Consider the following 19,871-nt stretch of genomic DNA (forward strand, 5'->3'; position numbering starts at 1 on the left):
AGTCAGGACTTCAGTCCTCTCTGATTTGAAGAGGACTGAAGTCCTCACTACGAACCGGTTATAAAGTTTGTAGTCAGGACTTCAGTCCTCTCTGATTTGAAGAGGACTGAAGTCCTCACTACGAACCTGTTATAAAGTTTGTAGTGAGGAATGCGAGTCCTTTCTGATTTGAAGAGGACTGAAGTCCTCACTACGAACCGGTTATAAAGTTTGTAGTCAGGACTTCAGTCCTCTCTGATTTGAAGAGGACTGAAGTCCTCACTACGAACCGGTTATAAAGTTTGTAGTCAGGACTTCAGTCCTCTCTGATTTGAAGAGGACTGAAGTCCTCACTACGAACCGGTTATAAAGTTTGTAGTGAGGACTTCAGTCCTCTCTGATTTGAAAAGGACTGAAGTCCTCACTACGAACCGGTTATAAAGTTTGTAGTGAGGACTTCAGTCCTCTCTGATTTGAAGAGGACTGAAGTCCTCACTACGAACCTGTTATAAAGTTTGTAGTGAGGAATGCGAGTCCTTTCTGATTTGAAGAGGACTGAAGTCCTCACTACGAACCTGTCAGGGCGATACTTTTTTCTGTCTTCGGACTGATGTCGTTTTTTCCAGCTAGTCCAACAATAATAATATGAACAAAATAGAGCGTCTTGCCACCCTTAACCGCATCCGCAAACTCAGTCGCCTGATGGATACCGCCATTGGCATCCCCGGTACTAAATTTCGCATTGGCTTAGATCCAATTATTGGTTTAGTTCCCGGTGCTGGCGATATAGTAGATACTGCGTTTTCTGCCTACTTAATTTATTTGGCAACTCAATTCAACATTCCGCCCAAAACTCTAGGCAAAATGATTTACAATATTGGTTTAGAAGCTGTTATTGGCTCAGTGCCTTTAGTCGGGGATATCTTCGATGCTTTTTATAAGTCAAACATGAGAAATCTGGCACTTTTGGAAGCGCACCTCGAAGCAGAGGAACCCGAATTAGCAGCAGTTGCAGAACCTATTCCTGAATCGATTAAACTCTAGGTTCGTAGTGAGGACTTTAGTCCGCATCCAAGAAGGACTAAAGTCCTCACTACGAACCTTTAAACTCTAGGTTTGTAGTGAGGACTTTAGTCCGCATCCAAGAAGGACTAAAGCCCTCACTACAAACCTTTAAATATGGAAAAGCTCGCCTTTACACAAATCAACAAAAGCATTAACATCTTCTTCTTTAGTATTAAAAGCTGTTACCAGTCTGACAGTAGAGTTATCCCACCGATAAAACTGAAAACCATGACTCAAAGCTGCTGCAATCACTGATTCGGGAAGCTGCACAAAAATCTCGTTAGCTTCGACGGGATGGCAAAACTTGACTTTCTCAACTCCGGCCAAACCTTCGGCTAATTTAGCTGCCATCTTATTGGCGTGAGTCGCATTTTTTAGCCACAAATCATCCGTTATATATGCTTCCAACTGCGCCGACAAAAACCGCATCTTTGAGAACAGATGCCCGCTGCGCTTGCGGTAAAATGGGAAAGTTTTTGCTAATTCTCGATCGAAAAATACCACAGCTTCCGCAGCCATTGCGCCGTTTTTTGTCGCTCCAAATGAGAGAATATCCACACCAGCGCGCCAAGTGATATCCGCAGGAGAACAGCCCAAACTCACAACAGCATTAGCAAAGCGAGCTCCATCCATATGCAGGTGCAAATTATGGCTGCGAACAACCTCCGAAATCTGGGCAATTTCCGCTGGATTGTAGACTGTGCCGGCTTCTGTGGCTTGGGTGATGCTGACGGCGGCGGGCTGTACGTGGTGGACTACTCCTGCACCAGCGCGATCGACTATTTCACCTAAAGTCTCTGCCTCTATCTTACCATCACTTCCTGTTATTGTAACTAACTTTGCACCGCCTGTAAAAAACTCCGGCGCGCCGCATTCATCCAGATTAATATGAGATTGGGCGTGACAGTAAACAGCCCCGTAAGCAGGAGTCATCACCGCCAGGGCTAAAGCATTAGCAGCAGAACCGGTGGCTACGGGAAAAACCGTCACAGATGTCTCGAACAAATCCGAAAATTTAACTTGCAAACGCTGCGTATATTCATCATCTCCATAGGACATAACTGCACCGCAATTAGCCGCTGCAATCGCTGCCATAATTTCCGGCGAAACCCCGGTTGCATTGTCGCTACAAAAATTCATTTGAATAATTGGTAAACAGAATCTATAATATAACTCAACAGTCAAAAGTCAACCGTCAAAAATTAAACCAAGAGGAACTATGGCAGAGTACCGCCAAATAGAATACCGCATCGGCAAAGACGGCAAAATTACCGAAACCGTCCTCAACGCCACCGGTTCGAGTTGCACCGAAACCACCGCCGGAATTGAAACCGCCCTCGGCAAAGTAGAATCTCAAGACTTGCTGCCAGCATACTATGAAGGCGAAGAAAATTTGACCGCCGAACAAACTCAGACTTTAAAACAAGTTTAGAAAAATTAACAATGTTCTATTTCCTCGGTGCAACAGTTGATATAACAACAGGGCCTGCCTTCGGTATCGCGCTAGCTGTCGGGGGCATTTTTCTAATTTTAGTGTACCTTTATGCTGCATCCGAGGCCGGAGATGCGATCGACTTTAAGTACGATACAATCCTCCGGGAACGCATGAATCAGCTAGATATCGTCGATTGGCAAGATTTAGGCGAAAAAGCCGGATTAAGTCGGTTCGGGGTGCGCCTAGTACGGCAGGGAGACGTGGGAAAACTCACCCTAGACCAATTGCGGCGGCTGGCAACTGTGCTAAATTTAAATTTCCAGGAATTCGATCGCACTTTAAGCGCACTGCCCCTATCGCCTGAAGCCACCACGAATCCCAGCGAAATCGAAGAATTGAAACAGCAGTGTTTCCGGCTGCGCGAAGAATTGCAGCAACAAAAAACTCAACTCACAGCCGATTTTCGCCGCGCCACCTTTGAACAGTTACAAACTTTGTTAACCAACTATCCCGCCGCCCGCAAAATGGCAGAAGCCAAGCCGAATATGCCCGCCAAAAATCTCTCTGCTTTGTTTACGCCTCTAGAAAATCTCTTGTCAAGTTGGGATTTTGAAACAATTGGTTCAGCTTGGGAACAAGTTGCTTACAATCCGCAGTTGCACCAGCCGGATGTTGAAGATATAACAGAAGGAGAGTTAGTTTATATTCGGTTTGTCGGCTATCGGGATGGAGAGCAAATTCTTGCTCCAGCTAAAGTTAGTCGCAGCCTTCCACCGGGAATAACAAATTAAATTGAAAATCTAAAATAGACATGACTACAGTTGCAATAGACTTCGGTACCAGCAACACGGTTGTTTGCATTCTCAACCCGGATACGCAAACACCAGAAACTTTGAGATTGGGCGAAATGTCCCGCATTTTCAAGACCAATAAATCGAACCCAGATGTGCGAGAAATACCTGTAGTGCCGACTTTAGTGTTTGTGAAAAATGCGGGAGAGTTGCTATTGGGAGAAAAAGTGCGATCGCAGCGTTTAGGACAATCCCAGCCCGACCGCTTTTTCAAAGCTTTTAAACGCGACTTGGCTGCCGATTATCAGCCCCCAGCACGCAATATAGACGGTGAAAGCTACACGCCGGAATCAGTAGCTGAACAATTTATCAGAACTATATGGAAACAATTATATCAGCAAAACATACAACCAGACAAATTAATTTTTACAGTACCAGTCGGAGCATTTGAGCGATATCTTGATTGGTTTCGCGACTTAGCAGAATCTCTCGGAGTTGAGGAAGTTCAGCTAATAGATGAATCCACCGCCGCCGCCCTGGGATATGCCGTACAACGCCCCGGCTCTCTAGTTTTAGTAGTCGATTTTGGCGGCGGAACTTTAGATTTAAGTTTAGTCCGTACTGCTGTTACCCCCCCCTTACCCCCCCTTATAAAGGGGGGGAGAAATTTCGATCCTTCCCTTAGCAAAGGGGAGACAAATCTTGCTCCCCCCCTTAGCAAAGGGGAGACAAATCTTGCTCCCCCCCTTAGTAAAGGGGAGACAAATCTTGCTCCCCCCCTTAGCAAGGGGGGGCTGGGGGGGGTGCGTGCCGAAGTATTGGCAAAATCGGATGCTTATGTCGGCGGCGAAGATATTGACATCTGGATTGTGGAAGATTATTTGCGGCAAATTGGTTCGTCGCGGGCAGAAGTCGGCGGCGTGGGCTGGCAAAATTTATTAGAAATAGCGGAAAAGTTAAAGATTCAAGTGTCTCAAGTTAATGAGGCGAAGGAAAGTTGGTTTGACGACGAGAATTTTATGTCCCATGACTTGGTGCTAAACCGAGATCAGCTTGAAGAAATCCTGGAATCTCGGCAGTTGTTGGAACAATTGCGGGAAGCTTTAGACGAAGTGTTGAGCATTGCGCTGGGAAAAGGGATCGGCAAAGCAGATATCGAACAGGTTTTGCTGGTAGGAGGAACTTCTATGATTCCGGCTGTATCTAATTTAGTGGTTTCCTATTTTGGGCGGCAAAAAGTTAAAACTGATAAGCCTTTTGAAGCTGTAGCCCACGGCGCTTTAGCCTTGACACAATTGGCGAGTGTTGACGATTATTTGCGCCACACCTATGCAATTCGCCTCTGGGAACCTTATGCTAAAGCTTATACTTATTCGCCGATTTTTAGCAAAGAAATGAAGTATCCTTGTGAAAGTTCCGAAGAGTTGACGCTGCAAGTTGCCATTGAAGGTCAAAGGGAAATTAGGTTAGATATTGGAGAAGTTGCGGAGGTGTCGCAAGCAGAGGTTACTTTTAACGAAAAAGGGCAAATGACGAGCAGTTTGCTCAACAAACACAGCGATTTTCGTTCTTTGGAAAGCCACCACCAGCAGGTTTGTGTGGCGCATTTGAACCCGCCCGGAGTCTTGGGTATTGACAGGGTTTCGGTGAGTTTTGAGGTGGATGAAAGGCGCGTGTTGTTAGCTACGGTGCGGGATTTGCTGACTGGTAAGGTGTTGGTGGATAGAAGTGCGATCGCCAAACTGCAATAATGATACAATTGTTATTAAGATAAAATTCGGCGATTGAAATCGCTTCTACACAAACAAAGTCCGGCTCCGCGGACTGAAGAATATCGATTTAAATCAAGTTTATGTCGCCATGAAGAAGCAACAAAATAAATTCAGCCACCTCACAGCAATTGAAAGAATTTACCTGTCATTTCCGGCAAGATTTTTATTAGAGCAAAACTTGCTTCAAGGTAAAGTTTTAGATTTTGGGTGCGGCTTCGGCAGCGATGTTAAATTGTTGCAGCAAAAAGGCTTTGATATTGCAGGTTACGACTCTTATTATTTTCCTGAATTTCCCGAACATAAATTTGATACTATCATTTGCTTTTATGTTTTGAATGTCTTGTTTCCCGAAGAACAAGCGAATGTGCTGATGGAAGTGTCGCACCTGTTAAAACCAGGAGGTAAAGCATATTTTGCCGTGAGAAGGGATATCAAAAAAGAAGGTTTTCGAGAACACTACGTACACAAAAAACCTACCTATCAGTGCATTGTCAAACTTCCATTTAAGTCGTCTCTCTTAAATGAGTCTTGCGAAATCTACGAATACGTGCATTACAACCATCAAAGAAATTCCACGAATAACTGCATATTCTGCAATCCGTACAAAAACCTAACTTTACTGACAGAATCAGCGACAGCCTATGCAATTTTTGACGGTTATCCCGCTAGCAAAGGTCATGTTTTAATTGTTCCAAAACGTCACACTGCAAATTATTTTGAATTGCCGTTTCGAGAGCAATCGGCTTGCTGGTTTATGGCTAATAAGGTGCAAGAAATTTTAACTAAAGAGTTTCAGCCTGATGGTTTTAATGTCGGAATCAATATTAATAAAGATGCGGGTCAAAGTCGCAGTCACGCTGCGATTCATGTTATCCCCCGCTACCGAGGTGATGCGGCGGGAAATAAAGGCGGCATTAGATATGTGATTCCTCAAGTTAAAAATAAAAATTAGGAATTTGTGAAAGTATTTTTTTAAACCGGGGAGAAATAGAGAAGGCGGAGAAATAGAGAAGAAAGAAATTTATAATTTTTGTAATGATTATTATATTTGAGCAAAGGGCGAGCAAAATAGAGTTAAAATGTGTTAACCAAGTCTCAAACTACACATTAGCAGTAATTTGGTGTTTTGTTTATGTCTAAGCGCAAAAAGCAAGAATGGCTCAAGGAAACTCTAGAGCTCAAAGAAGACCACAATTGGAAGTCAAAGCCTGGAACTCGCATCTTTGTCGCTGGAAGAGGTGCAGTCCGCTTTGATGTCCCCCAAGATTGGCATTTTGAACCGGATACAAAGTCGTTCCGGTTTACGGATAAGAAACCGCCGGATGATGATTGTTGTTTGGAGGTTTCGTTTAATTTGTTACCTCCTGGTAATTGGGGAGAATTTCCGCTGGTACCGCTATTACAGAAGATAGTTGAAGATGATACCAGAAATCCGATCGATCCTGGGGAAATCATTCAATTGAAGCGGCAAACTGCTCGGGTTGTTTGGACTGAATTTAAGTTTATCGACCCTCCAGAACAGCGGGAAGCTTATTCGCGAATCTGTATCGGATTGGGTTCTAATGTTCAGTGTTTGATTACTTTTGATTACTGGGTTGATGATGCTGAACGTTTGACTCCTGTCTGGGATACGGTGATGGACTCGCTGGTTTTGGGTTTGTTTATTAGTGACCCTCGAACGGGTTTTGCGCGTCCTGATTAGAGATATGCAGGGTTGGAAGCTTCGGGTTTTGTTGCTGTGTATCCCTGAGTTCTTGAAGAAGTCGGGGATCTCAAATAATTGACGATCGCAAGTTTGATAGATTTGAGTCGATCGGCTAATCATGAAAATGCTATAATTATTAACAAGTTGTGCTTAGGGAGACTACGGAAATGCAGCTCGCATCATTTGAACAAAAAATGTGGGAGAGTTCGCCAGCAAAAACTCGCACTAAAATATCCGATAGTGAAATTAACCATAAATACGAGTTAAGAGAGAATAGAATTCTTACTGAAATCAACCGTGAAAAGCTTCCGAGTTTTGTCCAGGCTTTAAAGCAGCCTGGTTATATGGAAGTGCGACCATTTTACCAAAGAAGGGCACGTTGGACTACCAAAATGCAATCCAAACTAATCGAATCATTTCTAGTCAATATTCCAGTTCCATCAATAATTTTATACGAAAAAGAATACTATTCATATGAGGTTATGGATGGTCAACAAAGAATTACTGCGATTCAGGATTTTTATGAAAACAAGCTTTCATTAACAGGGCTGGAACTTTGGCCTGAATTAAATGGACGTACCTACAATCAACTTCCTCAAAAAATTAGAGCAGGTATCGACCGTCGTTCTATATCATCTACAGTAATTATTGCAGAATCAACCTCCGATCCTGAAGAGGCTCTATTCTTAAAACAAAAAACCTTCGAGCGCCTTAACACTGGAGGCGTAGATTTAAGTCAACAGGAAGTGCGAAACTGTTTGTATTATGGAAAGTTCAATGAACTGTTGCTAAAATTATCGCGCCATCCCATGTTTGCAGAAGCTTGGGGAATTCCGACACAGGATAACAGCCCCGAATTGGAGAAAAATACCCTTTATAAAAAAATGGAAGATGCTGAGTTAGTTCTGCGTTTTTTTGCTCTCAGAAATGTTGATAATTACCAACGGGGAATGGAAGGCTTTTTAGATTTGTACATGATGAGAAGTTTAAATTTTGATGAGGAAGATATCAATTATTTGGAATCTATTTTTCTCAAAACTATCACAATAGCTCACCTAATTTACGGAGAGCATTTATTCAAACCATTTGACCAGAAAACTCAAACTTGGTCAAACAAGACTTATAAAGCATATTATGATGCAATTATGGTGGGTTTAAGTAGGTACTTGCAACATGAAAAAAGATTAATTGCTCTAAAAGACCGAATTATTGAAGAGACAAAGAATATCTTTAAAAAACCTGAATCTCGTCTTCTCACAGGAGGCGGAAAAACCAAGGCAGAGATTCAGGAGCGAATCGGGATATTTGACGAAATGCTTTCGCAAGTGATCGGAGAGTAACTTGCGATGTTTGACGAGCTTCTCAAGACAGTCAGCCTCAAAATTTCTACTGTCCGTTCGATGATAAAGACTAACGATAGACTTAGAAAAATCGTATTTCAAGACAGTTCAGATATAAAACAGTTGAAAGAAAATCCGGAATTTGCCGCATTAATAGAAGTAATCCCTGGCAAACGAGAATGGCAAATTTACGAACGCTGTGCCGTAGTAACCCGATTGTATGCTATTTACGAGCGCTTTGTTGAGGATTTAATTTCGGATTGGTTGCGACTGATGCCCGATTTGGTTCCGCGTTATTCAGATTTAGGAGAACAAATCCAAAATACCCATCGAGAGGGTATAGGGCGTTTATTGATTGACATCAAAAAGAATAGGTTTCAACACCTTTCAGTTGAGCAGGTAGTACAAGGATTATCCTGTGGAATTACTGACACTGGAAAATACCAGCTACTTCCTGATGCTTTCCTAATGCGAGAGCAAAATTTACGGAAGGAAGTGTTAGAAACACTTTTGAGAAATGCGGGAATTGATGAGGCATGGAAATGGGTAATCAACCACAAAGAAATTAAATATTTTGTAGAGGAAGTTCGCAGCCGTCAAAACTCGGCAGAAGGAGAACTAAAACAACTGGTTGACTATCGTAATAAAGCAGCACACGGCTCTGTAAACGAGATATTGGGAATTCAAGAACTGTTGGACTTAGCTGATTTTGTTGAGGCTTTATGCAAATCCCTTGCCGATTTAGTGACCTATAATATAATTTTACTCCAGATAGATAGAGGATTGGTAAGGGAGATTGGAAACATTACTGAGTGGTTCAAAAAGCCACAAGCAGGTGTAGCGAAAGTTAAGGAAGTTACATTAACTGTAGGAGAAAGTGTTTTTCTTGTTTTAGTTAATAAGGAATTGTCGTACTGCTACTCTGCTAAAATTGAGAGCATTCAGCTTAACGATCTGTCTCAAAATCGTGTGGAGATAGCCTCGGAAACAGAATTAGGCTTAAAGTTCGATCGCGATGCCAGAGTTGGTTTGACTATTTATGTAACGACATCCGAGTGAGTTGACTGAATCTTTCGTAGCTGCGAAGCCCGATCGCCATTCCCCGCAACACACTAACACAAATACCGTACAATTATCCCACCATCCCGCATCTACTCACCCCCCAGCCCATGCTTTGTGATTACCTAGTACAAATCCTCACCGCCCGCGTCTACGATGTTGCTCAAGAATCCCCCCTAGAAGTAGCCCCCAATCTATCAACACGGCTCAACAATAAACTGCTGCTGAAACGCGAAGATATGCAGTCTGTGTTTTCCTTCAAACTGCGGGGCGCGTACAACAAAATGGCGCAACTGTCGCCGGATTTGCTAGCACAAGGTGCGATCGCAGCTTCTGCTGGAAATCACGCCCAAGGAGTCGCCCTCGCCGCCCGCCACCTGGGAACTCGCGCGATTATCGTCATGCCCGTAACGACGCCGCAGGTGAAGGTTAATGCGGTGATAGCGCGCGGTGGAGAGGTGATTTTGCATGGGGATACCTATGATGATGCCTACGCTTTTGCGCGCCAATTAGAGGCCGAAAAAGGCATGACTTTTATTCACCCTTTTGACGATCCGCACGTGATTGCGGGACAGGGTACGATCGGCATGGAAATTCTCCGGCAACATCAAAAACCAATTCACGCAATTTTTGTAGCAATTGGTGGCGGTGGATTGATTTCGGGAATTGCGGCTTATATCAAGCGGTTGCGCCCGGAAATTAAGATTATTGGTGTGGAACCTGTCGATTCCGATGCGATGAATCAATCGCTGAAAGCGGGTAAACGGGTGCGGTTGTCGCAGGTGGGTTTATTTGCTGACGGCGTTGCGGTGCGGGAAGTTGGGGAGGAAACTTTTCGGCTTTGTCAGGAGTATGTGGATGAGATTATTTTAGTGGATACGGATGATATTTGTGCGGCGATTAAGGATGTTTTTGAGGATACGCGATCGATCTTAGAACCGGCTGGCGCATTGGCTATCGCAGGTGCAAAAGCTTATGTGGAACGGGAACAAATCGCAGGGGAAACATTAATTGCGGTTGCTTGCGGCGCGAACATGAATTTCGATCGCCTGCGGTTTGTAGCAGAAAGGGCAGAGTTTGGCGAACGCCGCGAAGCTATTTTTGCTGTCACAATTCCCGAACAACCGGGAAGTCTCCGCAGGTTTTGCGAATGTTTGGGAAAGCGCAATCTAACTGAATTTAGCTATCGAATTGCGGATGAGAAAGCAGCACATATTTTTATCGGCGTCCAAATTCAAAACCGCGCTGATGCTGTAAAAATAGCAGCGAGTTTTGAAGATTGCGGCTTTAAAACTTTGGATTTAACTGATGATGAATTAACGAAATTGCACTTGCGGCATATGGTGGGCGGCCGTTCGATGCTAGCAGATAATGAGTTGTTTTATCGCTTTGAGTTTCCCGAACGTCCGGGTGCGTTGATGAAGTTTGTGGGTTCGATGAGTCCTAATTGGAATATCAGCGTTTTTCACTATCGGAATAACGGCGCTGATTACGGGCGAATTGTGGTGGGAATTCAAGTACCGCCGGATGAGATGCAGGAGTGGCAGGCTTTTTTGGATACGCTGGGCTATCAGTATGGGGATGAGAGTCAAAATCCGGCTTATAAGTTGTTTTTGAGGTAGGGGTTTTTGGCCCGGCGGTTGAAACCGCGTCTATACAAACGAAGTCTGCCTCCGCAGACTAAGAGATTGGACGCGAACAATGTCATGTCTGGTTTTCGACGCATCAAACTTGCGATCGCAAATTCTGCACATCCTGAACGCTAAGTCCGGTTATTTGGGCTATGGTTGCGTCATCTAGGCGATCGAGTAATTGCCGTGCGATCGCCTGTTTTTCTTCTTGTCTAGCGTCTCGCTCAGCTTTAATTATCGTGCCTTGTTGGTCGTAAATAAACATTTCTTGCCGTTCGATATTTGCTATTTCCTCCAGGCTTAAATTCACTCGATCGGCGATGTCAAAAGCTTGATGGATTTCGGGGACGCTATCCATTACTGGCGGGATTTCCGCGAGCGTTACCGCGTATTTCATGAAATAGAGCCATTTATCTGCTAGAGTTTCTAGTTGGTCTACTGTTTTGGTGAACTTTGGTAATTCTACAAATACTAACTTGAGATCGTTATCGGGATATGGTAAGTTAGAAACCTCTTCTTTGTAGACAAATCGCGAAATTAAGTTGTTGCTATTTTTAAACATATCAAAATCAGTTATTGTTAAAGCAATTACTGGTCTGAGCATTCGATATCCTTGTCCTTTCTGCAATTGAGAGGCGTAGGTTTTCGCTGCGTTGTACAAGATTCTTTGTCCGAAAGACTCGACGTTTAATACCTGCATTTCAATGATGACTAGAGTGTCGTCTGCCAGCTTGGCTTTGACATCTAAAGAGGAGTCTTTTAAGCCTTCTACTTGTGGCGGCAGGTTGGGGTTGATAATTTCTAAGTCTGCAATAGTCGGATTGCCTTCGTAAATTATGGCGTTGAGGAAACTGATGAGAATGTCTTTGCTTTCTGAGGAACCAAATATTTTTTTGAAGGCGTAATCGGTTTTGGGGTTGATGAATGTCATGGTGGGAATCGGGAATGGATCTCGCTATTTCGATTCTATCAAAAGGGCGATGGAACTTGACGGGTGCGATCGCCCTTTTTGAAATAAATCTCATTCCGATCGCAAATTCTGCACATCCTGAACGCTAAGTCCGGTTATTTGGGCGATGGTTGCGTCATCTAGGCGATCGAGTAACTGTCGTGCGATCGCCTGTTTTTCTTCTTGTCTGCCTTCTTGTCTGCCTTCTTGTATACCTTCTTGTCTGCCTTCTTGTCTGCCTTCTTGTCTAGCGTCTCGCTCGGCTTTAATTATCGTGCCTTGCTGGTCGTAAATAAACATTTCTTGCCGTTCGATATTTGCTATTTCCTCCAGGCTTAAATTCACTCGATCGGCGATGTCAAAAGCTTGATGGATTTCGGGGACGCTATCCATTACTGGCGGGATTTCCGCGAGCGTTACCGCGTATTTCATGAAATAGAGCCATTTATCTGCTAGAGTTTCTAGTTGGTCTACTGTTTTGGTGAACTTTGGTAATTCTACAAATACTAACTTGAGATCGTTATCGGGATATGGTAAGTTAGAAACCTCTTCTTTGTAGACAAATCGCGAAATTAAGTTGTTGCTATTTTTAAACATATCAAAATCAGTTATTGTTAAAGCAATTACTGGTCTGAGCATTCGATATCCTTGTCCTTTCTGCAATTGAGAGGCGTAGGTTTTCGCTGCGTTGTACAAGATTCTTTGTCCGAAAGACTCGACGTTTAATACCTGCATTTCAATGATGACTAGAGTGTCGTCTGCCAGCTTGGCTTTGACATCTAAAGAGGAGTCTTTTAAGCCTTCTACTTGTGGCGGCAGGTTGGGGTTGATAATTTCTAAGTCTGCAATAGTCGGATTGCCTTCGTAAATTATGGCGTTGAGGAAACTGATGAGAATGTCTTTGCTTTCTGAGGAACCAAATATTTTTTTGAAGGCGTAATCGGTTTTGGGGTTGATGAATGTCATGGTGGGAATCGGAAATGGATCTCGCTATTTCGATTCTATCATCGGGCGAGCTTAATTTTTGGGGTTAGGGCACACTCCGAAAAGAAACCGGGTTTTTTACGAAAATACGGGTTGAAACCAGCAGATTTGGCAAAAAACCCGGTTTCTGAACCCCATGCGAAGTCCTAATTCATTGCCTGCATCAAAGCTGCACCAGCACCAAAATTCTCGTAGGGCGTTGGTAGGTAGTAAATCTTGTAAGGTTCCAAAGGAAAAATATCCTCACTGATATCTTCTTTCGCCAGGAGAATGCGGATTAACTCTCGTTTGTAGATCGCAGAAAGTTGTCTAATTGTAGGGAGTAATTCTGTTAGTGTCATCGTTGTCAGAAGTTAGTAAACAACTAATTGGCGCGATCGCCTAGCATAAAGCTGCTATTGGAAATTATAATGGGTACAGAAGTCTAGCAAGGAGAATGTGCGATCGTGACACTCCGGGAAGAGCTAATCAATGAGATTGAGCAAGCATCAGATGATGTACTTCAGGTGCTATTGAGTTTTTTGCGTCAGACGCGGTTGTCGCACTCTGAGCCTTCTGTGTCGATCGACTCTGCTGAGATTTCGAGTGCTGGATTGACAGCGCAAAAGCATTATCCTCTGCGCGGGATGCCCTTGGTAATTGCCGAGGATTTTGATGAGCCGATGCCGGATTTATGGGATGCGCTGGGTACATGATTTTACTGGATACACATATTTGGCTGTGGTTGCTGCACGATCCGAGTAATTTATCTGTGGCGGCAAATCGTGCGATCGAGGCTGAGGAAAACCAAAGCGGTTTATTGGTTTCTGCAATTTCAGTTTGGGAAATTGCCGTGAAATCGAGTCTGGGAAAGCTTACTTTACCTTTGCCGATCGCAGATTGGTACGCACAAGCGAGAACTCATTCAGGTATAGTCATTGAGCGATTAAATCCGCTGGATGCGATCGAAAGTACGCAGCTTCCAGGGGAGTTTCACAAAGATCCAGCCGATCGCATTTTAGTAGTGATCGCGCGGCGGTATGATATTCCGTTGGTTACTTGCGATGAGAAGATTCTGAGCTATCCTCACGTTGAAACGATTTGGTAGTTACGAGCGATCGCACTTTGGTTTGTTGGTAAGGGCGATCGATCCTCGCACACCACAATCTATTCTGGTTTTATCCAGCCTTTGACGATCGCCTTCCCGACATTGACATAGGGATTGTCTAAAAACTCTTCGATCGCAGCTTCACCACCAGCCTGCAATGCACCAACTGCACGTCGCTTGAAACTGGGGGTAGTTTCATCATTAACATGAGCAATCTTTTCCGCATCAGTAGCGGTGGGATTACTTACCTCTAATTGTTTGAGAAGTTCTTGAATTTCTTTTGCTGAAGCAGCAAGAGTTTGTTTCTGTTCTGATTGTTGGACAAAAGTGTTGTTGTCAGATCTGGCATTCTCACCCATAGCCCCAACCTGACCATGATTATTATAGGAGGTTTGTGACATTAATTTACTCTCCGATACGGGTTTATACTCTACGTTTCCATCGACGTTTCCTTGAACCAAGTTTCCAGTAAAACTGCTGTTATCCATTTTTACAGATTTTGATTCCATAGTTAATATCCTCCTAAGTGATTGAGTTTGATTTATCATTCGTTCGACTCAGTTATCTATCGGAGCCAAACAAAGCATTACCACCGACATCTCCTTGTATAAAGTTACCTTTTACTTCACTATTATTGATACATATTTCATAAGATACGTTGTTTTTTTCTTGTTCTATAAAATCATATATACCTAAAACTATCTGTTTGAGTTTTCCTAGTTCATCCGTAACAAATAGCGTTTTATCACCTGAATTTAGAGTAATTAACAAACCGTGGTATTTGGGCTTTGTCAAGTTCCAAGCTACACCTCCAATTGCAACCAATATCAACAAACCACCTAGTGCACTGTTACCTATACCAACTATCAGTGAAGCAAAAAAAACACTGACAATTATCGACCAAGGAATCGTTCCAATATCGACCGCTCCTTCACTAAAACTTGTTATATTGTGAGTTTGATAAACAGTATTTGAAAAACGAACTGTTCTTTGGGTTATAGTAATAACTTGATTTCGTTCTAAACTGATGCTCTGACTACTTCCCAAGGGATTTGATGTTGCCATTTATTATACCTATAAAATTGATGTTTGATGCTATGTGACGACACCCTTTTCAGATCTGAGGCACAACTACGCACCTGTCAGTAAACACTCTAGTAAGATGCTTGCCTCAGATTTATTGATACTAAACCGATCGCTAAAAAATTAAAAGCGGAAAAAGACGGATTTTTATTAAATTATTGTAAACAACGGAAAAAACAAAAAAAGACGGATCGGGACGGAATAATACGGATAAAGTCGGCTATAATAACTAATGTCCTCCCACATCCCGGATGATGCGCCTCCAAGAAATACTTCAATTTATAGATGATGCTGTCTACGCCAAGACACGCAAACGCTTAAATGACTTGCAACGCGGAATTATCGAAGGCACGCTGAAGCGTCAAAAGTATGATGACATTGCAGAAAATTGTGGTTGTTCACCGGGTCATGCTAAGGATGTAGGTTATGAGCTTTTGCAAATGTTATCTGATATCTTTGATGAAGAAGTTGATAAAAAAAATCTTAAATCTGTCGTAGAACGGCAAGGTGCTCTAAATATTTCTTTGGGTACTCGAAGCTTTAATAGTAATAATAATATAATCGGCTGTGTAAACATGGGTTCCGAACAAACCACTCCTACCCCAGATGAAAGTCAGCCGGAAACTCCCGACTTGCAGCAGGAAAGCAAGAATCAAACTAAGATTGAAACAATAGATAAATTACGGCAGTTTGGCTTAAGCGATGAGCAAATTGCCGAAGCGCTAGATATACCTTTAGAGCAGGTTAAGCGGGTGGATGGCGATCGGTAAAATTAGCATACCTAATTATTTCAAACCAGCACCGGACGACTTCTCAGCGGCACAAGAATTTCATGCAAAACACTAGGCTTCGCACTAAGATATACTTCACCACAATTAGCCTCATTATATCCGACAATAATTGCACCGATCGCACTACCGATTTCAGGATACATCTCTTCACTCATCTCTCCATTATCCAAAAAGTCTGGAATTTTAATCAAACCTTTGACACCATCTTCACCAATATTAACAAACACTCCAAAGGGAGCATGATATTCAACTTTACCCAGCAAAAATTGCCCCAGTCTGTACTTTAACTTAATTTGTTCCCAGCTTTGACTATCCATAATATTCAGTATGCTTTGAGGACTCGTGGAAATTGGTTGAGTATGGGAAACAAGCGTTGAGGTACAATTACCTCAATTCGCTCGTAACCGTCTTTCTCATCATAGCGATATTCCAGCGACTTGAAATACTGCTCATAACTTGACCGATCAATTGAAACCTCCAGTATTCCTTCTTTGTAGCTTTGATTATACTCTTCTGCAATACTTCGATCGTGGGGGCCTGCAAAATAGCAATTTCCATCAACATAAGGAGGATTATACGGAAAATCGACTGGTTGAAATCCTTCTTTCAGTAATTTCTGACCTTTGCGTTTTTGAGGTGCTTTGTAAAGTGTAATGATTGGGGGGGATTCTGACTGACTAGATTTCATGTAAAATGCTTCAAATTTCCCTACACTTTCCTTCACTAAATACTTGTTCTGCTTGTCGCTTCAAAGGGTCGAATTTGCCTGCTTTCAAATCTTCTTCAATGTGTTTATCCCAAAGAGGTTCTTGAAATTCGTCAAGCCATTCGATAAACTCTGCGAGTTGATTTTGTGGAAGTTTGCTTACTACTGTCTTGAGTTCTGTAATGTTCATGGGTAAGTATTTTTTTCCTAATATTCGTTTACCTGTTTGCTCTAATTATATCGCATCGATCGCACTATACGAAATTTCCTCTCTTCTCTTCAGTCCTTCTCTGCTCGGACTTGGTTTGACAAGAAGCGATTTCAATCGCTTGGTGACTGGCAAATTAGTAGCAGGGAAAGAGGAATTTTCGTCTGTGGATGTATCGGTTCCTCGATTTCGCACACTCTCCAGCCGGATTCCGATACTTGTTGAAACCACGAGCTAACTGTGCGAAAATACCACGGCATCGGCTCTCGAAAATCTCCGCCGAAATTGTCGAAAGTCTCGATTTTCCATCCGTCAACATAGGGCTGTTGCTGACACGCTGTGCATGGATGAACTGTCTGGATTAACAAATGTCCGTCTGAGACTGTGGCTTGGCGTAACGATCGCAATAAACCTCCAATTTCCTCACCGAGTAGCGAAAAATTGCAGACAATCCCATCGTAGGGTTGACCGAGTATCCCTGGATCGGCAATAATTTCATCGTAGCCGATCGCCCGAAAACAACCGCCTCCTTTGTCACAAGCTCGATCGATCAAACCACGGGAAGCATCAACTCCAACCACCTCTACACCGTGCTTTGCTAAGGCGCGCCCCAACCAACCTTCACCGCATCCGACATCCAGCACTCGCCGAGGCCCGTAGCGCAGCACAGCTTGTAGAATAGCCTCATCCGTTGCTGCGCGGCGGCTTGCAATCAGATTTTGGTCGATCGCCCGCGCCCATGCGTCAGCATTAGCTTCCCAACTTTGTTGAATTTGTTGCTCTCGATCGGATTTTATCGTCATTCTTTTAGTTGATTGATATCATGTCCGATCGATTGCTCGGGTTCGATCGTTCGGAATGCAAGTCCTTGAAAGATGCGGACTGAAGTCCGCACTACGAACCGTTTTTGTTATGGTAATTGAGCGGATATGATATGATGTCTTAACTGTCAAATTGGCGATCGCACTTTAGCATCAAATTTTCAATCAGAGCGATCGCCTTTGCCCACATTGTGATTCTCCTATTGGTACTAGGACTTAGGCAGAAATCTGATTGCCACTCCGATCCTGCGTAAGTCCTGGGCACATGAAAACGAGTTCCGAAAGGGCGATCGCTAAACCCATTTACCCACAACAACCCTCACCGTTCCATCCGCCAAAGTTTCCTCTTCTTCCACATTAAAACCCTCAGACTGCACCGCCGCCATCAAACTTTTGCGCGCGTATTTCTGACTGATTGAATTGACAAATTCCTGCTGGTTAATGCGAGCGCCCCAAAAATCCGCCACCAATTCATAATCCTCTCCGCTGCGCCGAAAACCCAAATCGTAACCGTTGGACTGCCGAATCACGTACTCGGCATTAGTTTTGTCGCCCCGATAACCCCGCACCTGCACATTGCACTCTACTTGATAACCCAACTCTTCCAACACTTGATGCAGCAGTTCGCCGTTTTTGATCTGAACCTTGATCGTTGTGAAGTGTGACATATCACTTTCGGATTTTTGTGTGAAACGCTGATTTGATTATAATAACATAAATAGCAACAGTCAATAAATTAGAACTTACGCTATTTAACCCGATATTTACGAACTGTTGCGGGTTTTGCTTTTTTTGCGCCTGCACTCAAACCCGGTTTCTGGCAGCTTGGCAGCCAGCGTCATGCCCTTGCCAAAATTTAAGTTTGAAATCGATCTACCAGTTATTAACTTTCGTGTCTGGGTAGTTAATTACTAATTCCCCAATTCTTCAAGATAAAATCTACAATCTACAATATATAGCTTTTCTCAAAAAGATGATGTATAACAGAGAGCTTGTAAAACCACTAAATTCAGAGGGCTAAAGCCCAACAACGTACCTCATCTTTCTGATCGTCACTATAAAATATAAAATAGTATGATTTCCGATAATTCTAACCAACCCAGAGAATATGATGCCGTCCTCGGCGGTCAAAGTCAAATCCCGATCGCCGCCGCCGTTTTGGGAGGCATCGCCGGAGTCAAGCAACGCTTGCACAGTCCTAGTATCGAGCCGCGCATGGCCGCCGTTAAAGATGCTCCTAAATACGGAGATGCAGGTTTGAATTTAGCAATTGAAGCGCTGCTTGATCCCGCACCAGAAGTGCAGCGAGTTGCTTATTCAGTTTTGCGACAAAGGACAGAACCTTTTGTCCGCCAAGCTTTAACAGAATTCGTACCTTACCAGTTGTTTGACTGCATCCGCACTGTGAAAACTGGGACAAATGTAGCGATTAGTCCCGGAGGATCTCGCACGGCGAGTTTGCACGGCAAAATAATTAGAATTTGCGATTTAGAGACAGGAGAAATACTCTATACTGTTGACAAGTATCCCCGCGCTCAAGAAACTTTTGTTCTTTGCCAAGAAACCGAAGTTTTTGTCAGGAGCAGAAATCTTCCGAAACACCGCGCGATCGAAATTTGGCAGGAAGGAGAATTGCGACATACTTCCCTCGGACACGAAGGGGAAATTACTGCAATTGTCATCAGTCCCGACAGTCGAGTTATCGCCACCGGTTCGGCAGATACTACAATCAAAATTTGGAATTTAGAGACGGGAAAGTTAATTTGTACTTTTGGCAGTCATTTAACTTGGAAAGCGCACAAAGGAGGAATTGCAAGTCTGGCTTTTAGCCCGATCGCACCAACTCTCGCTAGCAGCAGTTCTGATGATACCATTAAACTTTGGAACCTCGGCAGCCGAGAATGCTCCCAAACAATTAAAGGTTATGCGAATTGTCTAGCTTTCAGTCGAGACGGGCAGACTTTGGCGGCTGGCGGCTGGGACAGAAATATTCAACTGCGCCAGCTATCGCATCCGGATAATCCAATAACTTTGGCAGGGCATTTTAACTCCATAAATGCGATCGTCTTTAGTCCCGACGGGCGCACTGTTGTCAGTGCTAGCGCCGATGGTAATCTCAAATTATGGAATGCCCCCACTGGCGAACACATTCACACTCTCAGCGGACATCAAGCTTCTGTTACAAATCTTACTTTTAGCAGCGATGGCGAAACTATTATCAGCGACAGTTTAGACAAAACTATCAAATCTTGGGGAATTAATTGAACGCAGAAGGAATAAGAAATAAGGCAGAAGTCAGAAGGAAGGGTAATATCAAATCCGCCCTTCATCGTCCTGTATTCATCTCTCTTATCTCCCTCTGTGTTCTCTGTGTTCTCTGCGGTTAAATAATTCCGATGCAACCGGAAACGATATATAGCGGATCTCAGAAAGATGAGGTACGTTGTTGGGCTTGGGCCCTTCTT

24 protein-coding genes are annotated in these 19,871 nt (G+C 43.4%); 13 read left to right on the top strand and 11 right to left on the bottom strand.

Features of this window, described 5'->3' with window-relative positions:
- Positions 1–624 precede the first annotated feature (624 nt).
- A complete protein-coding gene (locus tag QZ938_RS25085) occupies positions 625–1,023 on the top strand; it encodes a DUF4112 domain-containing protein (RefSeq protein WP_293354000.1) in 399 nt (132 codons plus the stop codon).
- A 129-nt stretch (positions 1,024–1,152) separates the two neighbouring features.
- Here QZ938_RS25085 and QZ938_RS25090 read toward each other — a convergent pair whose 3' ends face one another.
- The gene (locus QZ938_RS25090; RefSeq protein WP_293353998.1) at positions 1,153–2,184 is read right to left on the bottom strand and encodes a low specificity L-threonine aldolase; all 1,032 of its coding nucleotides are present in this window, start codon (positions 2,182–2,184) and stop codon (positions 1,153–1,155) included.
- A 79-nt stretch (positions 2,185–2,263) separates the two neighbouring features.
- Here QZ938_RS25090 and QZ938_RS25095 point away from each other — a divergent pair, with 79 nt between their 5' ends.
- The 8 genes from QZ938_RS25095 to ilvA all read left to right on the top strand — a co-directional run bounded on the left by QZ938_RS25095 (position 2,264) and on the right by ilvA (position 10,768).
- Complete coding sequence (locus QZ938_RS25095; RefSeq protein WP_293149233.1) at positions 2,264–2,476, top strand: DUF2997 domain-containing protein; 213 nt, start codon at positions 2,264–2,266, stop codon at positions 2,474–2,476.
- An 11-nt stretch (positions 2,477–2,487) separates the two neighbouring features.
- Complete coding sequence (locus QZ938_RS25100) at positions 2,488–3,270, top strand: XRE family transcriptional regulator (protein WP_293353996.1); 783 nt, start codon at positions 2,488–2,490, stop codon at positions 3,268–3,270.
- 20 nt (positions 3,271–3,290) lie between these two features.
- The gene (locus QZ938_RS25105; protein ID WP_293353994.1) at positions 3,291–5,021 is read left to right on the top strand and encodes an Hsp70 family protein; all 1,731 of its coding nucleotides are present in this window, start codon (positions 3,291–3,293) and stop codon (positions 5,019–5,021) included.
- Positions 5,022–5,130: 109 nt separating this feature from the next.
- Entirely contained in the window at positions 5,131–5,994 is an 864-nt protein-coding gene (locus QZ938_RS25110; protein WP_293353992.1) for a bifunctional class I SAM-dependent methyltransferase/HIT family protein, read from the top strand.
- A 180-nt stretch (positions 5,995–6,174) separates the two neighbouring features.
- On the top strand, positions 6,175–6,744 hold the full coding sequence (locus tag QZ938_RS25115; RefSeq protein WP_293149240.1) for a hypothetical protein: 570 nt from the start codon (positions 6,175–6,177) through the stop codon (positions 6,742–6,744).
- Positions 6,745–6,914: 170 nt separating this feature from the next.
- The gene (locus QZ938_RS25120) at positions 6,915–8,087 is read left to right on the top strand and encodes a DUF262 domain-containing protein (RefSeq protein ID WP_293149242.1); all 1,173 of its coding nucleotides are present in this window, start codon (positions 6,915–6,917) and stop codon (positions 8,085–8,087) included.
- A 6-nt stretch (positions 8,088–8,093) separates the two neighbouring features.
- Complete coding sequence (locus QZ938_RS25125) at positions 8,094–9,146, top strand: MAE_28990/MAE_18760 family HEPN-like nuclease (protein WP_293353990.1); 1,053 nt, start codon at positions 8,094–8,096, stop codon at positions 9,144–9,146.
- Between the two features lie 110 nt (positions 9,147–9,256).
- On the top strand, positions 9,257–10,768 hold the full coding sequence (ilvA, locus tag QZ938_RS25130; RefSeq protein WP_293353988.1) for a threonine ammonia-lyase, biosynthetic: 1,512 nt from the start codon (positions 9,257–9,259) through the stop codon (positions 10,766–10,768).
- Positions 10,769–10,871: 103 nt separating this feature from the next.
- On the opposite strand, the gene QZ938_RS25135 is transcribed toward ilvA, so the two are convergent.
- From QZ938_RS25135 to QZ938_RS25145, 3 genes are all read right to left on the bottom strand, one after another.
- On the bottom strand, positions 10,872–11,708 hold the full coding sequence (locus QZ938_RS25135) for an Rpn family recombination-promoting nuclease/putative transposase (protein ID WP_293353986.1): 837 nt from the start codon (positions 11,706–11,708) through the stop codon (positions 10,872–10,874).
- Positions 11,709–11,798: 90 nt separating this feature from the next.
- Positions 11,799–12,692, bottom strand: coding sequence for an Rpn family recombination-promoting nuclease/putative transposase (locus QZ938_RS25140; protein WP_293353984.1), 894 nt, complete (start codon positions 12,690–12,692; stop codon positions 11,799–11,801).
- 164 nt (positions 12,693–12,856) lie between these two features.
- Positions 12,857–13,051 carry a hypothetical protein gene (locus QZ938_RS25145; RefSeq protein ID WP_293353982.1) on the bottom strand — a complete coding sequence of 65 codons (195 nt, stop codon included), beginning with the start codon at positions 13,049–13,051 and terminating at the stop codon, positions 12,857–12,859.
- Between the two features lie 105 nt (positions 13,052–13,156).
- Between QZ938_RS25145 and QZ938_RS25150 the strand changes: the two genes are divergently transcribed.
- Together QZ938_RS25150 and QZ938_RS25155 are read left to right on the top strand one after the other, a co-directional pair.
- Positions 13,157–13,405: a hypothetical protein gene (locus QZ938_RS25150; protein ID WP_293353980.1), complete on the top strand. Its 249-nt coding sequence runs from the start codon at positions 13,157–13,159 to the stop codon at positions 13,403–13,405.
- Complete coding sequence (locus QZ938_RS25155; protein WP_293353978.1) at positions 13,402–13,797, top strand: type II toxin-antitoxin system VapC family toxin; 396 nt, start codon at positions 13,402–13,404, stop codon at positions 13,795–13,797. Before QZ938_RS25150 ends, QZ938_RS25155 begins: the two co-directional genes overlap by 4 nt.
- Positions 13,798–13,856: 59 nt before the next feature.
- Here QZ938_RS25155 and QZ938_RS25160 read toward each other — a convergent pair whose 3' ends face one another.
- Together QZ938_RS25160 and QZ938_RS25165 are read right to left on the bottom strand one after the other, a co-directional pair.
- Positions 13,857–14,306 carry a hypothetical protein gene (locus QZ938_RS25160; protein ID WP_293353976.1) on the bottom strand — a complete coding sequence of 150 codons (450 nt, stop codon included), beginning with the start codon at positions 14,304–14,306 and terminating at the stop codon, positions 13,857–13,859.
- 52 nt (positions 14,307–14,358) lie between these two features.
- Entirely contained in the window at positions 14,359–14,862 is a 504-nt protein-coding gene (locus QZ938_RS25165; RefSeq protein ID WP_293353974.1) for a DUF6232 family protein, read from the bottom strand.
- 269 nt (positions 14,863–15,131) lie between these two features.
- On the opposite strand from QZ938_RS25165, the gene QZ938_RS25170 reads away from it, so the two are divergent.
- Positions 15,132–15,650, top strand: coding sequence for a hypothetical protein (locus tag QZ938_RS25170; RefSeq protein ID WP_363318892.1), 519 nt, complete (start codon positions 15,132–15,134; stop codon positions 15,648–15,650).
- 20 nt (positions 15,651–15,670) lie between these two features.
- Here the strand turns inward: QZ938_RS25170 and QZ938_RS25175 are convergent, their stop codons facing one another.
- The 5 genes from QZ938_RS25175 to QZ938_RS25195 all read right to left on the bottom strand — a co-directional run bounded on the left by QZ938_RS25175 (position 15,671) and on the right by QZ938_RS25195 (position 18,074).
- Entirely contained in the window at positions 15,671–15,988 is a 318-nt protein-coding gene (locus tag QZ938_RS25175) for an RNA-binding protein (protein WP_293353972.1), read from the bottom strand.
- Positions 15,989–15,993: 5 nt separating this feature from the next.
- Positions 15,994–16,359 (bottom strand): hypothetical protein, encoded by a 366-nt coding sequence (locus QZ938_RS25180; RefSeq protein ID WP_293353970.1) that lies wholly within the window; start codon positions 16,357–16,359, stop codon positions 15,994–15,996.
- Between the two features lie 10 nt (positions 16,360–16,369).
- Positions 16,370–16,567, bottom strand: coding sequence for a hypothetical protein (locus tag QZ938_RS25185; protein ID WP_293149260.1), 198 nt, complete (start codon positions 16,565–16,567; stop codon positions 16,370–16,372).
- A 131-nt stretch (positions 16,568–16,698) separates the two neighbouring features.
- Positions 16,699–17,388: a class I SAM-dependent methyltransferase gene (locus QZ938_RS25190; RefSeq protein WP_293353968.1), complete on the bottom strand. Its 690-nt coding sequence runs from the start codon at positions 17,386–17,388 to the stop codon at positions 16,699–16,701.
- A gap of 311 nt (positions 17,389–17,699) precedes the next feature.
- Positions 17,700–18,074, bottom strand: coding sequence for a DUF1257 domain-containing protein (locus QZ938_RS25195; protein ID WP_293353966.1), 375 nt, complete (start codon positions 18,072–18,074; stop codon positions 17,700–17,702).
- 406 nt (positions 18,075–18,480) lie between these two features.
- Between QZ938_RS25195 and QZ938_RS25200 the strand changes: the two genes are divergently transcribed.
- Positions 18,481–19,671, top strand: a complete 1,191-nt coding sequence (locus QZ938_RS25200; protein ID WP_293353964.1) for a WD40 repeat domain-containing protein — start codon at positions 18,481–18,483, stop codon at positions 19,669–19,671.
- Positions 19,672–19,871 lie beyond the last annotated feature (200 nt).

The organism is Microcoleus sp. CAWBG27, from assembly GCF_020883145.1.
GTDB lineage: Bacteria > Cyanobacteriota > Cyanobacteriia > Cyanobacteriales > Microcoleaceae > Microcoleus.